Source organism: Pleionea sp. WD8-19, from assembly GCF_055326765.1.
This window is the reverse complement of sequence record NZ_JBUZOU010000003.1, coordinates 80,701-94,942: the sequence shown is the minus strand read 5'-3', so window position 1 is coordinate 94,942 and position 14,242 is coordinate 80,701. Positions and strand designations below refer to the sequence as shown.

The following is a 14,242-nucleotide window of genomic DNA, read 5'->3' as shown; positions in this document are numbered from 1 at the left end:
GAACTCGATGTTTCATTTGTAAATAACTCGCCAATGATTCAGTAATACATTACCACTAATAGTCGACATGAAAATTCTGTATGGAAATTTTAGCTTAATCATTTAAAATTGACCATTGAAAAACATAAAGTTATTTTACGCAAACATGTTAATTATTCGAAATATTTGCTATAAACAACGAGAAACTCATCAATCGATGTTTTAATATTTTCGTAATCTATATGTCGTTTACTCACATCAATATAGTTAAAATTACCCATCGGGTAGGGAACAAAAATCGAATTATCATCCCAAGATGTAAACGGTATATCGGTTTCTTTTAACCTGCTCAACCTATCAACAACTTCCGAATTAAAACAACCGCCTACATACAGATTATTTGGTAATTTTTCTTTAACGCCATAGTTCGCATGTCGAGGGGACGCTATAAACTGAGACTCCAGTCTAGGTGAGCAAAAAAAGTTGTTTAGCGGTCTAGTTTTGAGCGACGATTCAATATGAAGATAGGTAATATTCTTTTGTGGAAATCTTAACCCTTCGTATGAATGAAAAAGCGTCACATAGACATCGAAATCATCGAATCGACGGTGAAACCCTACTAACCCAGTTCTCGACTCCGACGATTTAAAGCCAAGCGTCTGCATCTTTTCAATGTCGCCAACTTTTTGCCCCAGCCTTAAGTACGAAAGAGAAGCTATTATAAATAGAAAAAATGAAGCCAACATCAGTAGTACATGGCTTGACTTCTTAGTTTTCCTGTATATTCTCAATTGCTTTTTAGCAAATAGAAAACATACTGTCAGTATTATCAATACGCCATAGCTCCAATATGGGCTTAGCTTTAACAAAATCGATTCCATTAATTAAACTCGGTTAAATTCTTGCGACTTAATTCAATCAACCGTTACTATAATGCTGTGAGCAAAGTTCCCCAGAGAGACTTAAAAACCCACTCGCCCAAGATCCAATAATAATTCTAAGTTAATATTTAGAGGCTTCATGCACCAATTCACTAATTGAATTATTTAATATAGAAACCGACACCTCAACGACATCATCTTTATCAAGGTGATTAAACGTATTTCTAAAAGCCGCCTCCGAATAGGAAATATACCCCGCATTTCTCAATATATTTAGATCATCTCTAATTCTTTCGAGTGTTCCTTCTCGGATAGCAGAGTGAAATTTCTGCTCTTTATTGCCCATTAAGTCATTCCATAAAAAAGTGGTGTTGTTCTTGATACTAATAAGAGCTCCCATAACTTTTCTTTCAATTTTCCTATCTATAGAGTCTTCCATCTTTGTAGAAAGCTCACCTCCTAAGTCTGACTTCAGCTCCACTAAATCACTAACCACCTCTGCGTTCTTTCTCAAAGTTATTTCGTTCTCTCCCACTTTAAGCTTTGATACTCTTGAGAACAACTCTCTTATTTCTTTACACAGAAAAACGATACAGAAAACAATTAAAACTTGCCAGAAACTAAAATTAAGCTTTTGTAGTGTTTCTATAATCTCCATTAAATTATCCTTCATACACTTACATTTTCAGTTGTATTAACCGATTTGCAAGCTTTGCTTTTTTAATCATGCTACGCCACCCATTTGAAAAATTGGAAAATACATTCCATAGATCACAAGTGCGAGTATTAATAGTGCCAATATCAAATTAAAGCTCAAAAAAACGACATGAAGCACCGAATTGTTCTTTGCATACCGATTAATGAATAACAAAACGCAGGAAATCAAGCCAAACAATGAGAATATGCCATAATATTGATATGTCGCTATTATAATCTCAGTAATCTTTGGTATTTCAGATCCGAACCCATCAAACACCTCAATAAACTTTGGAACCGAAATGACTATCCCTAAGTAAATCAATACTGAAATAATTGCCGAACATATCGCAAACACTTTAATTACTAAACTTACATGCATACTTTTATTATTTGATTCACTCATGGCTATTCCGATGTGTCCTTTGCTTTAATCAAAGACTGAAAAGGGCATTTTAAAATCGCGCAAAAACTAATGATTAATTAACTTTCTGATCTCATAGAGTCCAAAAACAAAAGCTAATATCATGACCGATGACAATATTAAACCATAGACATTAGAAAACGCTACAGTTACTAACATGACAAATGTAATTAGCATTCTTGGCTTCTCGCTTTGAAGCAGCAAGCATACCGCCATAGCAAAGTGAGAGATGCTTTGGGACATCCATAACCCAAAACCAATAATCACAGATTTCACCTTGACCAACAAGTGCAAATTGATTAAGTTACTTGCAGGACTTAAGTGAATTATACGGACATAACACCATGACACGCGCCAGAAATACGCTCATCGATTTAAATCAAACCACCTATTATCATTGCATCGCCCGCTGTGTTCGACGCGCTTTTCTATGTGGTGGCAGAAAATTGCGTCCTGCATTTTCTGCATACATTACTTCCATGTAAATAAAGACTCCGTTACCGGTAAGAGCTTTGAACACCGTAAAACCTGGGTGGTGGAACGGTTGGACTATCTGGCCAAAACCTTCGCCATTGAAGTGGCCAGTTATGCGGTTATGTCCAATCATTATCACGTTGTTCTACGTGTCGATGTTGAAAAGGCAAGGGTTTGGAGTGAAGCCAACGTTGTTCGCAGCTGGAAACGCGTTTGTAAAATTCCACTTCTCGTACAGCGGTATCTAAAAAAAGAAACCACACCCGCACTATCTAAAATGGCTCAGGACATCATCGAAAACTGGCGTCAAAGACTGATGGATATTTCCTGGTTTATGCGGTTATTAAATGAGCACTTGGCTCGCGAAGCCAATAAGGAAGACAACTGTACTGGCCGCTTTTATTCGCGCAGTCCATTGCGCTCACCCTTCGGGCCATCGTCGTTCCTTCGATGTTCAAATTCGGTTCCAGACCAATTTGTGGGAAGGACGTTTCAAGTCTCAAGCGTTACTTGACGAGGCCGCTATCTTAACCGCCATGGCTTATGTTGATTTAAATCCCATTCGTGCCGATATGGCAAGAACACCAGAAAAATCGGACTTCACTTCCATACAGCAACGCATCAAACAAAAGAAGAGCCTGCCGCTTGAAAACAAAGTGAAGCTTATGCCACTCACACAATCGAAGCACCCTGCGCATCAACATGGCTTTTCATTTTCAACTCAAGATTATTTTGATTTGGTCGATACCACCGGTCGTATTATCCGAGATAACAAACGCGGTTATATTCCAAACAACTTGCCTCCCATTTTAGAACGCCTCAACCAAGAGCCTGACGGTTTCTTAAAGCTGATGCGCCGTAAAGATGACATTGCCGGTTTAAATGTTGTGGGCTCGCCTTCTTCCTTAACGCACTACATCGAAAGCATTGAACAGAAGTTTATTAAAGGTATTGGGGTTAGCCGTAAGCATTATACCTGATCTGAAAATAATAAAACCACTCAAATAATCCTTCAGCTTAGGGCTGAGAATTCCTCACGCTCGTTTCCTTAAAAAATCGACTATTTTTCGAATAGTTCCAACTAAAATCTCCTGATGTTCACTCCGAAATAACCAACGCAAGCCAGCGTAGTAGAAAAACAAGTTTAGTCACTATTAAAATTTCCGATTTTGATTTATGGCTGTCCTTATTTTCTGTATTGAAAAATACTGCCAATGTTGTTTATTGTATGTGAGATCCACTAGTAAACCGCATGCCACTGCTTGCTGTGATTCGAAACTTGCTGAATCACTATAGCTCCAAGTTAAATATTTGAGAGTGCCCGCTATAAAATCTTCATCCTGTTCGTCAACTGCATTTCTAAATCGTAAAGATATGTCAATCCAAAGATCAGTAGCAGAGTCTGCTAGCTCAATCTCCTTTCGGAATTGCGGCAAAAACTCCAATGCTTCTCTTTTCCATGTACTCATTACTTACCTACATATAACGCTGCGCTCACCGGCTTGTCCGGTGAAGCGCTTTGTTATCTTTCAAAAACATAATTATTGATTTTTAATGATTTCAATAATCTGCTCCATCGCAGTATCTTCACCTGAAAAATAGTTCCTAGACGTCAGAGTTACAGGCAAATGCGGAGCAATCCAGATACGGTGATCTTCAGCCTTAGAAGCTTGATGATACTGGGAAGATATTATTCCCCAAACACCACTGTAAGGAAGCCTAAACCAACCGGCTTCGCCAAGATGATTCGGCCTGCTTCCACTAGGTTCGCCAACTATAATCGCATCCGTCAGCCGGTTGATATCAGCAAGTAACAAATGCGCTGCTGAGAACGTATTTCGGCCAACTATAACAAACAACTTGTTATCTGCATCTTGCTCTTCAAAGTGAATTAAAGCTCTTGTAAGGGGAGGAACGATTGAGCCATTTCCTCCACTGTTATGCCGCAAATCTAGTATTAGATTTGTAATCTTACTTTCCTTAACTTTTTGGCGAACCTCGTCACTAAACTGAGAAAGAGACTGTGATTTTTTCTGGGCAACCGCGTTTAGCTGTATGTAAAAATAGTTATCTTTTTTGTTTTCTAAATACCAGTAATTGTCACTTTTCCTTGTCAGATATTCTGGGTTATTTGCATTTTCAAGCTCAGGCAATGTTGGAAAACCGCTAAAATTGAATGTCTCTCCGGCTAACTTTACTTCATACTCTTTTCCGTTTTTATCAACTAAAGCAAGTACAATATCTTTACTGTCGTTAACTACAGCGAGCCCCTCCAGAATTTCAGGGAGAGCTAGATAGTATGGCCCCAGCCAATACTGTTGCATTTCATTGTCTCTAGCGTTAACCCTCTCAATTCTTTCAATTACTTGTTCAACAGGGATATTTGCCACTGAAATAACTTTACGACCAATTAAATGTTTGTAATGAGAGGTTGCACTCACAATATAAATACCATCATTAAACCAATAAAATTGGACTGGCAGGCGAGTAAAAGCACCTTTCAAGGAATTAGTCGGCACTATAAAGTTATGTCCATTTCCTAAACTGGCTAGTAGCTCCATAAACTGAAATACAACTTGTTGATCACTCAAGTTCGGAATATTCTCGGCGATTGATTTTATTTTTGATTCGAGCTCTTCTGCAGAAATACTATGGTGCGGGTCAACGTGAAGGCGTTTAATTTCACTTTGCAAGAATTGCAAATCGTAATTCCAGGCATCATTTCTTGATAAACCCGGTTCAAGGAATTCCCCGGAAAGTTTTTGATACTGCGGATCGCCTGATATTTTTTCAAATTTGGCATTGTTAATGAGAGACTTTCTGTCGTCCCACCGAAATTCAAGTGCTTTTTGAATCCAGGCTAGTGCTTCAGCCTTATTTCCAATAGCGGAATGACATTGAGCAATTTTAATCATTATATCGTTTGATGGAGATGAAGCTGACTTTATCCCTGACATGATAGTGCCAATTTCAAGCGTTCTCTCAAATGCAGGTATCGCCTTTTGATACCGCTCAGCTTGCAAGTACCCATGCCCCAATAAAAACCACGTATCTCCATCGTCTTTGTACTGCGTAGTTAATTTTTCAAGCAGCGGTATGGCTTTGTCCCACTCGTTGATTTTTGCGAGGTCTATTGCCTTGGCTCTCATTACCCAATACTCAGCACCATTATTAGGAAAATTGGTTGATACCAACTGACCTATTGCCTCGTTGGTCATGAGATTTGATTTAGATGCCGACAATACTGGCGCTGTTGCACATGCAAAGCTTAGGGAAGTCGCTATTAATATTTTTTTCATAAAGCCCATGTAATTAATCTGTAGAGGTGATAACGCCGCCTTAAGCGGTGAGTAATTGTTGGCTAAAATGTGTAGCGAAGCGGAACCGAGCCAACTGTTACGAATCCGACTTTAAGGCTTTGTTATATGCCATTAAATAATCAACAATCTTATTTGATATGTTATTTAGTTCTTCCTGAGTATCGCTAGTAGCGACGTTTGTGACGATGAATATGCCCATCTTTTTCTTCGGATAAATGGCAAGCCAACTTGACGTGCCCATTGAGCCTCCGCTGTGGTACAGCATTTGTTCACTTGAATCATATTTATATGTGTTCCAAGAGAATGCTCTACCATGACCCGTCCAACTCTCATCCAAAAGCTGATGAGAAAGAGCCACTTCTGGTGCTGAGGATAGCTGATATTGAATATAACGTGTGACAGACTCAACGTTTGAAGTTAACCCTCCATCAGCAAACCAATATGCACTAGCCAAAGGCATTTGATTGCCATTTCCATCTGTCCCTATTGTTATTTCACCCGGCTCAAAGTTAGTTCCTCTGAATTTCGTGTCTTGCTCTCCAGACTTGGTTGTTATGAATTCAGAAACTAATAATGCAAAAGGTTTTTGATAAACCGATTCCAGAATATATCCAGCTAAATTAGAACCTACGGGTGAATATTGATACTCATCGCCAGGTACGGAGTTAAGCTTCACTTTTTTAAGATCATCAAAGTAGTCATCTCTGGAATATTTTGACATTTTTTCAAAAGCAATGCCTTTTGCTCTTTCTTCACTGCTGTAGGCAAAAATTTGCGGTAGACCGCTGGTATGAGTCATAAGATGTCGTAAAGTTATATATTGATTGGACTGCTCCAAATTTTTGTATTCGTTATTTTTGAGGTATTGACGAATATCTTTATCAAGCTCAACTTTCCCGTCTAGAATGGCTTTAGCAACAACTAACCCAGTATACGTTTTGGTAATAGAGGCAATTTCGTATATTGTTTGGTTATTAGGAGTATCTCCATTACTTAACGCCCCTAAATGATATTGGTAAGTATTTTCAGCGTCTACAACAGAAATTGAGACCACTTGCCCAACATTTCCATCAATAAACTCAATGATTTCAGCTTTCGTATTTGACTCAAAATTAATTGCTTCATTACTTCTACAAGAAGCCAAAATTGTTATTAATGAAGTAACAAATATCAATGATATGGGTTGGCTTGTTAATCGATTCACAAAAACTCCTAAGTTTGAAACTCGACAGGCATATAACGCTTAAAGCCGCGGAGCGCGTTAGCGCGTCCAACCCATAGAGCGATGCTGCCTTTGCTTGTTATGTAGTTAATCATTTTTTAGTTACAGAGAGATAACCAAGCAAAACATCATCTATTTTTATTTGCTGGCTTTCAGTAAATGCAGCACCTTCAATAAGTCTTAGGCGGTACTTGCCAGAAGCTCTCTCTAAAGCAGCATATCGGTCCCCATCCGAGAGAAAAAGTACTAGACCAGCATTCAAAATCATATAATCATACATCGAAGGTATAATCGATGATCTTTTACAAGCCAGTGCAGTAGCCTTCATACCTTCGTCTAGCACAAAACCATGAAATTCATTGTCTTTATTATAATCTAAGGAGTTAAACATTTTAGGGTCTAACTCTTGTGTTTGGATTCCTTCGATGCCTTGCAATTCGTACATTAAAAAGCAGCCAGACTCCGTTAATTCATCATTAGCCTTAACTGAAAAAGTTACAAATAATGATAGAAAGATTAAAATTTTGCTCATATTTACCCCTATTACATAACGCATCGTTAAGGGGCGGCGGTACGCCGTCCTTACTTAAGCGCTTGGTTATGTTTATATTTGCCTTCGTCGTAGAGCCTGCACATAGCCCGACTGGTTATCAGTTAAAGTAAATATATCATGCTTCAAATTATTATCCGGCTTACAATCTAATGTATATGACTTCCCAGCTTCTACATTAAAATAAATATTTTGAGACGGTCCATGAATAAATGTAACTCTATTGTATTTTATTCGTTCACCATTGCTATGCTCTCTCTTACAATTAGCTATTACTCTATATGACCCGGGGCTCAAATAAAATTTCCCATGTGAATCATCTGCAAATAACAGCTTTTGATAGGTAAATAAACCTAAAGGTCTAATTGCACCCAGCCTAATTGAATATGGCTGTAGTTTGAACTCGTCTTTTCCTGTCATTTCCACAAGTATGATTTCGGAATTAATGCTCGATGTTGGTTTGCTTGAGGTATAAGCCATCGAGCACCCAGAAACCATAAACATTAGTGTTATTGAAATAAAGAGTCTAATTTTCATAGGCATTCTTAAGCATAACGCCCAAATAAGGGGCACTATAATCGGAGCGAAGCGACACAGCCGCATGTTTGTGTCCCAGCGAGCCCGCGAGCGACTTAATTTGTTTGTTAGTTCTCATGCTACCACGAAGAAAGAATAAACAAACAGCCACAGTATTTGAAAACCATAACTCAGGCGTTGGTAAACACCTGGCACGGTTTCGGCTTTAAAAGCTAGCTTAAGTCTGTAGGCAAAATAGAAACAACCAATGATACAAGCTAAAGAAACAAACCTAATCGAGATCGGGTAGTAGCTAGAAAAAATGACGATGGCCGGAGCAATGATGAACGAGAGGAGCATAAACATTCCCGACCATGAATGAATTATACAGCTACGGGAAGGACTCTTCGTATACGGGTCGGCGTCCATTGGAAAATAGCCGCAAACCCATGTACATATACCATGAACTATTACCATTATCCCGATTACTATCGTTGGCAAATGAGCTGAAAAGTTAGCTATTAGATAGCACCCAAAAAGAACAAACAGGGTTCCAAGTGGATAGTTGTTTATAAGAGGCGAAAGCTTTTGTGTGGGACTGCCGAAAGCGCCCAGTTCACTGCAAAATTGCTTAGAATGGCTGAATTTTGGGTAGAAAAGAGAAGCGACATAAATGCCGACAACGATCCAAATTGACGCAATTATTCCTGAGTACTGAAACAAACTATCCATGCTTGAATCCTAATTGAGAACTAACGCCAAATTGAGACGCGCGTTCTTCGCGTCGATTCCAATGAATGGTTAAGTATCATTTTGTATGCGCCTTGAAATAAACTCTTCCAAGACCGAACAGTAATGAATTCGCAACGAAGCAATAAATGCCGGGCATCAGAAGACTACATAAAAAAAGAAAGCCTGACCTATCACTTCCAAAACCATCATTTGCGGATGGAAAGTTTTCATTCATAAGTCCCCATCCTTGCTTGTAGCCGAGATACGCGGCTGCTAGTACCAGAATAATATGAACGATTGTCTGAGTCTTACTTCGAAAATACCGCGGAAACGATGATTTAACTCGTAAAACTAAAACCAATGCAGGTAAAAATCCTATTACGAAAATTCCGAACATTATTGGCAATAGTATAATTCCCACAAATTATTCCTTTCAGTACTTAACGTCGTGAGCATTGGAAATTAAGCGCGTTCAGCGGTTAATTTTCCAATGCCTTACCTTGTTACGTGACGCTAATTGCTCTTGCAGAAAGCACCACCGAAATAAATAACCCAAGATAGTATGCATTGCTCAACTTAAAACTATTATCTCGAAACTTCAAGACTAAGCCAAACAATACAAATAACCCTGGTATGAATAAAAAATTCTTACTTAGAGCAAAAGCAACACTTGCAAAGTACTTGTACTCAAAACCTTTTAACAGAGCTAGCGAACTCAAAATAGCTGCAACTACGATCAACGAAATTTTTAATATCGAAGGTATTTCAAATTCAGTTACCAGAGACTCTTTATTTTCCATTTTCTACACGTAACGCTATGCTAAGACGACCAAACTGAAACGAAGTGCGCAGTTTGAGGTCAGCTTAAGCAAATTGTTAACTCGCAACTATTTAGCCAACCCTATGAACTCTCACGTAGCCACCAATACACGCACCTTCTTTGTCATAACCAATATTTATGACTTCCTTAGTAGTGTATGCAGTTAATAAACGAGACAATAACATTTGTCTTCTTTCATATGGTACACCTGCATCAATAACCCATAATTTGTTATCACACGTCGAATGAGAAGGTGGATTTTCCAAGCTAAAATAAATGTAATCACCATCCACATAGACTGCGACATGCTTTATTTTACTGGAGTGATTTGCATTGTACGCAGCAGATAATGAACCAGATATAAATAAAATTAAAATACTTAAGACAATATTCTTAATCATCATATTTCCTTTAAAGTTAACGTTGCCATAACCAGTTTGAAAAAGTGGAGGCGTTTTTTAGCCGGAGCTTTTTCAAATCTGAGTTCATGGCCTTGTTATATATTACCTTTGCTTGATTCTAGTTTTCTCACATATTCCTCTAGTGAGTTTGAATGTAGTCTAAATTCCCTAGCTTCGTGGTCAAAGAAGCCGACTTGAACGACTTCTTCTTCATGCTTTATAACATAGTAGTCACCGCAACCGTTGGCCCCAATAACAAAGTATTTAGCAGGCCACTGTTCACCATAAAATTCACCCTCGCGGACACTATTGTTCTCGGCAATAATCTCGGCAGGGTCGTCAAACAAGGCATAATCTGGCGCCTCAGTTTCTTCCAGACTTTTCGGGTAGTTTGTGATTAGCTCCACATATTGCTTTGGTAACACAATACCTGTTGCTGACTCTACTATTTTTAGCTCATCTAAATTCACTGCACTGCCCTTTCTTCATATAACGTTTGAAGTTGCGGTTGAAAATCCGCTACCTTTGCTTGTTATATTCACTCCACTGCTAAGTATTTAAAGCCTCGAATGGTATTATATGTTTTCCCATCAAACTCAATGCAGCCATCTGAATACCCAGATATACTCTTACCAGACATATACGCTGACAACATCAGAGTATAAGCTTTATCAAAATTAGAATCTGTTTTCTGTAAAACAACCGCATTGGTAATTTCGCAAGAGTTAGGGTTAGGCCAACCACTGGCATAAAGGAAAAAGTGCCCAGATTGAAATGCTACTTTGGTAATTTTATTTTTCGTTAATGCTCCTCCGGCAGTAACGTTTAACGAAAATATAAATAAGAGGCTAAAAATAATACTTTTCATGTAAATATCTCTAAATTGTAAATATAACGCAAAGCTAACGGGCAATAACGCTGCGGTGAAATGCGTATCACCGCAGTGTTATTGTCCCAGTGAGGAGTGAACGTGTTTAGCACCTTGTTATGCCCTGCCATTATTCTGAATACTTCCGTATCACGGACACTTTGCCATCCTCGATTTCCAGTACTTCCATCGTATCGTAGGACTGCTTAACAAACTCTTTTGTTTGAGGATGAATGCCACTACTTTTGGTTGAATAAGTAATTGCAACAACATTGTACGCAGGAACAACGTTTAATAATTCTGCCGAATACTGAGTATGTGCGCCCAAATAATGTGACATGCCTTCTCGTATGTCTTGTTTGCCTGTAGGCAGGCGTGAATCATCGCTTGCATAAGGTAAGTGTTGATGCCCTACATCTTCTTTTAGAAAAGATAAGTAATGTTCGATGTCTTTTGGAGTTGCATCGGGTGCCTGAGTTGCTTTCCAAGCTGTAAAATAAGATTTAGCAAACTCAGTTAGATTAATTTCATTTGCGCTCGAAGCAAATGAAAGAGTTATCGAACACAAAAATAAACATATTCTTCTCATAACTACCTCCTGTGTTGAATTAGGGCATAACGTTTCAAGCTGCGTCGGACAAAAGCGATTGCAATGAGCGGTTGGACGTCTCGCAGCTTTGAGTTGTTATAAGCTTTATTCAAGTATAAAGTCATAAGTAATTATTCCACACCGGACTTCATCTTTGCTACTTTTCGAAAAAACTGACTTTTCTAAAGCCCTTAAAGCTGAGCGGTCAAAAAGCCTTGCAGGTATGGAAGACTTTATCGCCTTTTTTATTATTTTCCCATTTCTATCGACAAATAGCTGGATTATGACTTGCCCGTCACCGTTATAATAAGTGTCCGTTGGGTAACTAGGCATCGTGCTCTTTACCACTTCGATGCCTGAGCGCTCCTGCTCATAGCAAGGTTGTAATTCACTGGCGCTTGTTACAAGCGAGCTTAACATTAAAACGGTTAGCACAAATATTTTCATACTACTTATAACGCTCGGCACAACGGCTGGCTTGGAGCGCAGCGTAAAGCCAGTCCAGCGACTGAAAGGAGCGATGTTGCTGCCGCTTGTTAAGTACCATTACTCTAATCCCAATTCTTTATAGGTTATTTTATCATGCTCTGGGTATTCGGTTGAATACACACCCCAACCTCGGTATTTATAATATTTTGTCATTGCTTCAAAGTGTGACTCAGCTTCGCAAGTCCAAATTAACACAGAATCTGACTCCATTAATTTTCGAGCATCTTCACCATGCTCGCCTGCTAAGCAAAAAGTGTCTAGACCATTTTCATTAGACCAAAGTTCGTGCTTCATGATTAGCTACGGTACTTAACAGTTTCATAGAAGGAGTCCGTATTTTACGGTACTAGACGGATTCCTTCTAGTTCTATATCATATCTGAGATTTCAGTGGATGATATTTAAGGATCAAGGATATGACAATTCAGCATCAAGATCGAGAAAAGCACTTCTGGAACAAGTATTTAGCAACGCTTAAAGACTTTCAAATTAAACCAGCTCAGTTTCAATGGTACGTCCGTCATTGCGAAGCCTTTATCCGGGAAAACAGGAACATTCGGCTAAAAGATCGTGACAAACAAACCATCGAAACTTATTTCGAAAAAATATTAAAAACAGAACAACTGAAGCATTGGCAAAAAAAGCAAATTTTTCATGCCATACAATTGCTTTTTAAAACCATTTATTCACCTATTTACTCAGAAATCGATTGGGATTATTGGAAGCAGTCGGCAAATAATGTTTCGGCGGTTGCAGTAACTCATAACTCAATACCACCCCCTGAACCAATCGATTACTCCATACACCAACAAGAAAGTTCATTATCACAAAGCGTTCAACAAGAAGTTGATAACATGCGACTCAACATTCGACGTATGAATTACAGTATTCGAACCGAAAAATCCTATTGCGACTGGCTATTGCGCTTTCTTAAATTTCACCAGGGAACGGGGTTCGAAAATTTAGGCGAGCCGCAAATAGTGAACTTTTTAGAGTATCTGGCTGTTAAACGCGAAGTATCACCGTCTACTCAAGCCAGTGCGCTAAACGCCATCGTTTTTTATTTTAAGTCGGTGCGACAAATGGAACTGGGTGATTTCAGCAATTTTATAAAAGCGAAAAAACGCGACAAGTTACCCGTTGTTTTAACCAAAGCCGAAATAGCACAACTGCTTTCGCAATTTACCGGCGTTACCAAGCTCATCATATTTTTACTTTATGGCTGTGGACTACGCATCATGGAAGCGGTTCGACTTAGGGTACAAGATATCGATTTCGGTTATCAGCAAATTATCGTACGGGATGGAAAAGGCGGTAAGGAGCGTGTTGTACCATTACCGGCCAAACTAACCGAACCGTTACAAATACACCTCGCAGAAATTAAAACACAGCACGAATATGATTTACAAAAAGGTTTTGGCTCTGTGTTTATGCCCACCGGCCTGGCTTTAAAATATGGCCCTTCCAGCAAGCAATGGGTCTGGCAATACGTATTTCCCAGTGCGAAGCTATCGGTCGATCCCAAGTCCGGGGTCACGCGTCGCCACCACCTCAACGAAAGCAGCATTCAAAAACAAATGCGTAACAAATCGCGCGCGCTTGGTTTTCATAAACGCGTCACTTGCCATACTTTACGCCACAGTTACGCGACTCACCTTCTTGAACGCGGTATGGATATTCGAACCATTCAGGAGTTGCTTGGCCACAACGATGTTGCCACGACTATGATTTACACTCATTTAGCCAAATTTAGCGAAGGCAAAACATCCAGTCCTCTCGACTACCTTTAGAACGGCACCAAATCCATTGCAAATGCAACAAGTTTAGCTATACTGATGCATAGGCACATTAGTTAACCCATCAATTATGAACGCAAATCACAAAGTACAGCCCGACGCCTCAGTGGTGTTGGGCAAATCTTTACTAGCCTCCGCTGATTTTCTCGGACTTTCGTCAGAAACATTGGGGCATATCATCGGCCGCGATCGCACCTCCATATCTCGGCTTAAGAAAAACCCAACAATAGAGCCCGAAAGCAAAACTGGTGAACTGGCTTTATTGCTCATCCGTGTGTACCGAGGGTTATTTGCCATTTTAGGTGGAAATCAAGCCGCCATGCGCGAATGGCTCAACCAAAACAACCGAGAATTACAAGCTAAACCACTGAATTTAATGCAAAATGTGATGGGACTCACCATCACGGTGCAGTATATTGATGCGATGCGTGGCAAAATCTAGACATTAATTCACAAATGGTTTCTCTGTAGAAACAAACCTTTATC

At 39.2% G+C, this 14,242-nt stretch carries 18 protein-coding genes; 4 read left to right on the top strand and 14 right to left on the bottom strand.

The window, feature by feature from the left end; translation table 11 throughout:
* Positions 1-152 precede the first annotated feature (152 nt).
* Together ACTUJY_RS04745 and ACTUJY_RS04740 are read right to left on the bottom strand one after the other, a co-directional pair.
* Positions 153-725: a hypothetical protein gene (locus tag ACTUJY_RS04745; protein WP_463614912.1), complete on the bottom strand. Its 573-nt coding sequence runs from the start codon at positions 723-725 to the stop codon at positions 153-155.
* Between the two features lie 256 nt (positions 726-981).
* Positions 982-1,518 carry a hypothetical protein gene (locus ACTUJY_RS04740; RefSeq protein ID WP_463614911.1) on the bottom strand — a complete coding sequence of 179 codons (537 nt, stop codon included), beginning with the start codon at positions 1,516-1,518 and terminating at the stop codon, positions 982-984.
* Positions 1,519-2,410: 892 nt separating this feature from the next.
* Between ACTUJY_RS04740 and ACTUJY_RS04735 the strand changes: the two genes are divergently transcribed.
* Positions 2,411-2,968 carry a hypothetical protein gene (locus ACTUJY_RS04735; RefSeq protein ID WP_463614910.1) on the top strand — a complete coding sequence of 186 codons (558 nt, stop codon included), beginning with the start codon at positions 2,411-2,413 and terminating at the stop codon, positions 2,966-2,968.
* A complete protein-coding gene (locus ACTUJY_RS04730) occupies positions 2,931-3,434 on the top strand; it encodes a hypothetical protein (RefSeq protein ID WP_463614909.1) in 504 nt (167 codons plus the stop codon). The genes ACTUJY_RS04735 and ACTUJY_RS04730 overlap by 38 nt, the downstream gene beginning before the upstream one ends.
* Positions 3,435-3,608: 174 nt before the next feature.
* Here ACTUJY_RS04730 and ACTUJY_RS04725 read toward each other — a convergent pair whose 3' ends face one another.
* The 12 genes from ACTUJY_RS04725 to ACTUJY_RS04670 form a co-directional block, all read right to left on the bottom strand.
* Positions 3,609-3,923 (bottom strand): hypothetical protein, encoded by a 315-nt coding sequence (locus ACTUJY_RS04725; protein WP_463614908.1) that lies wholly within the window; start codon positions 3,921-3,923, stop codon positions 3,609-3,611.
* 72 nt (positions 3,924-3,995) lie between these two features.
* Positions 3,996-5,753, bottom strand: a complete 1,758-nt coding sequence (locus ACTUJY_RS04720; protein WP_463614907.1) for a TPR end-of-group domain-containing protein — start codon at positions 5,751-5,753, stop codon at positions 3,996-3,998.
* Positions 5,754-5,850: 97 nt separating this feature from the next.
* Positions 5,851-6,978 carry a serine hydrolase domain-containing protein gene (locus tag ACTUJY_RS04715; protein WP_463614906.1) on the bottom strand — a complete coding sequence of 376 codons (1,128 nt, stop codon included), beginning with the start codon at positions 6,976-6,978 and terminating at the stop codon, positions 5,851-5,853.
* A gap of 109 nt (positions 6,979-7,087) precedes the next feature.
* The gene (locus ACTUJY_RS04710) at positions 7,088-7,528 is read right to left on the bottom strand and encodes a hypothetical protein (protein ID WP_463614905.1); all 441 of its coding nucleotides are present in this window, start codon (positions 7,526-7,528) and stop codon (positions 7,088-7,090) included.
* Positions 7,529-8,197: 669 nt separating this feature from the next.
* Positions 8,198-8,794, bottom strand: a complete 597-nt coding sequence (locus tag ACTUJY_RS04705; RefSeq protein ID WP_463614904.1) for a DUF998 domain-containing protein — start codon at positions 8,792-8,794, stop codon at positions 8,198-8,200.
* Positions 8,795-9,297: 503 nt separating this feature from the next.
* Positions 9,298-9,594, bottom strand: coding sequence for a hypothetical protein (locus ACTUJY_RS04700; RefSeq protein ID WP_463614903.1), 297 nt, complete (start codon positions 9,592-9,594; stop codon positions 9,298-9,300).
* Positions 9,595-9,685: 91 nt separating this feature from the next.
* A complete protein-coding gene (locus tag ACTUJY_RS04695) occupies positions 9,686-10,015 on the bottom strand; it encodes a hypothetical protein (protein WP_463614902.1) in 330 nt (109 codons plus the stop codon).
* Between the two features lie 95 nt (positions 10,016-10,110).
* Positions 10,111-10,485, bottom strand: a complete 375-nt coding sequence (locus ACTUJY_RS04690; RefSeq protein WP_463614901.1) for an SMI1/KNR4 family protein — start codon at positions 10,483-10,485, stop codon at positions 10,111-10,113.
* Between the two features lie 68 nt (positions 10,486-10,553).
* Complete coding sequence (locus tag ACTUJY_RS04685; RefSeq protein ID WP_463614900.1) at positions 10,554-10,883, bottom strand: hypothetical protein; 330 nt, start codon at positions 10,881-10,883, stop codon at positions 10,554-10,556.
* A gap of 130 nt (positions 10,884-11,013) precedes the next feature.
* Positions 11,014-11,472, bottom strand: coding sequence for a nuclear transport factor 2 family protein (locus ACTUJY_RS04680; RefSeq protein ID WP_463614899.1), 459 nt, complete (start codon positions 11,470-11,472; stop codon positions 11,014-11,016).
* A gap of 105 nt (positions 11,473-11,577) precedes the next feature.
* A complete protein-coding gene (locus ACTUJY_RS04675) occupies positions 11,578-11,805 on the bottom strand; it encodes a TonB family protein (protein ID WP_463615128.1) in 228 nt (75 codons plus the stop codon).
* A gap of 213 nt (positions 11,806-12,018) precedes the next feature.
* Positions 12,019-12,255 carry a hypothetical protein gene (locus ACTUJY_RS04670; protein WP_463614898.1) on the bottom strand — a complete coding sequence of 79 codons (237 nt, stop codon included), beginning with the start codon at positions 12,253-12,255 and terminating at the stop codon, positions 12,019-12,021.
* A gap of 121 nt (positions 12,256-12,376) precedes the next feature.
* On the opposite strand from ACTUJY_RS04670, the gene ACTUJY_RS04665 reads away from it, so the two are divergent.
* Together ACTUJY_RS04665 and ACTUJY_RS04660 are read left to right on the top strand one after the other, a co-directional pair.
* A complete protein-coding gene (locus tag ACTUJY_RS04665; protein WP_463614897.1) occupies positions 12,377-13,750 on the top strand; it encodes an integron integrase in 1,374 nt (457 codons plus the stop codon).
* Between the two features lie 76 nt (positions 13,751-13,826).
* Positions 13,827-14,198 (top strand): MbcA/ParS/Xre antitoxin family protein, encoded by a 372-nt coding sequence (locus ACTUJY_RS04660; RefSeq protein WP_463614896.1) that lies wholly within the window; start codon positions 13,827-13,829, stop codon positions 14,196-14,198.
* Positions 14,199-14,242 lie beyond the last annotated feature (44 nt).

Bases quoted from the DNA above. Each gene is read 5' to 3' on its own strand.
- ACTUJY_RS04745 (WP_463614912.1), bottom strand. From the start codon at position 725: ATGTTGGCTTCATTTTTTCTATTTATAATAGCTTCTCTTTCGTACTTA.
- ACTUJY_RS04740 (WP_463614911.1), bottom strand. From the start codon at position 1,518: ATGGAGATTATAGAAACACTACAAAAGCTTAATTTTAGTTTCTGGCAA.
- ACTUJY_RS04735 (WP_463614910.1), top strand. From the start codon at position 2,411: ATGTGGTGGCAGAAAATTGCGTCCTGCATTTTCTGCATACATTACTTC.
- ACTUJY_RS04725 (WP_463614908.1), bottom strand. From the start codon at position 3,923: ATGAGTACATGGAAAAGAGAAGCATTGGAGTTTTTGCCGCAATTCCGA.
- ACTUJY_RS04720 (WP_463614907.1), bottom strand. From the start codon at position 5,753: ATGAAAAAAATATTAATAGCGACTTCCCTAAGCTTTGCATGTGCAACA.
- ACTUJY_RS04710 (WP_463614905.1), bottom strand. From the start codon at position 7,528: ATGAGCAAAATTTTAATCTTTCTATCATTATTTGTAACTTTTTCAGTT.
- ACTUJY_RS04705 (WP_463614904.1), bottom strand. From the start codon at position 8,794: ATGGATAGTTTGTTTCAGTACTCAGGAATAATTGCGTCAATTTGGATC.
- ACTUJY_RS04700 (WP_463614903.1), bottom strand. From the start codon at position 9,594: ATGGAAAATAAAGAGTCTCTGGTAACTGAATTTGAAATACCTTCGATA.
- ACTUJY_RS04695 (WP_463614902.1), bottom strand. From the start codon at position 10,015: ATGATTAAGAATATTGTCTTAAGTATTTTAATTTTATTTATATCTGGT.
- ACTUJY_RS04685 (WP_463614900.1), bottom strand. From the start codon at position 10,883: ATGAAAAGTATTATTTTTAGCCTCTTATTTATATTTTCGTTAAACGTT.
- ACTUJY_RS04680 (WP_463614899.1), bottom strand. From the start codon at position 11,472: ATGAGAAGAATATGTTTATTTTTGTGTTCGATAACTCTTTCATTTGCT.
- ACTUJY_RS04675 (WP_463615128.1), bottom strand. From the start codon at position 11,805: ATGCCTAGTTACCCAACGGACACTTATTATAACGGTGACGGGCAAGTC.
- ACTUJY_RS04670 (WP_463614898.1), bottom strand. From the start codon at position 12,255: ATGAAGCACGAACTTTGGTCTAATGAAAATGGTCTAGACACTTTTTGC.
- ACTUJY_RS04665 (WP_463614897.1), top strand. From the start codon at position 12,377: ATGACAATTCAGCATCAAGATCGAGAAAAGCACTTCTGGAACAAGTAT.
- ACTUJY_RS04660 (WP_463614896.1), top strand. From the start codon at position 13,827: ATGAACGCAAATCACAAAGTACAGCCCGACGCCTCAGTGGTGTTGGGC.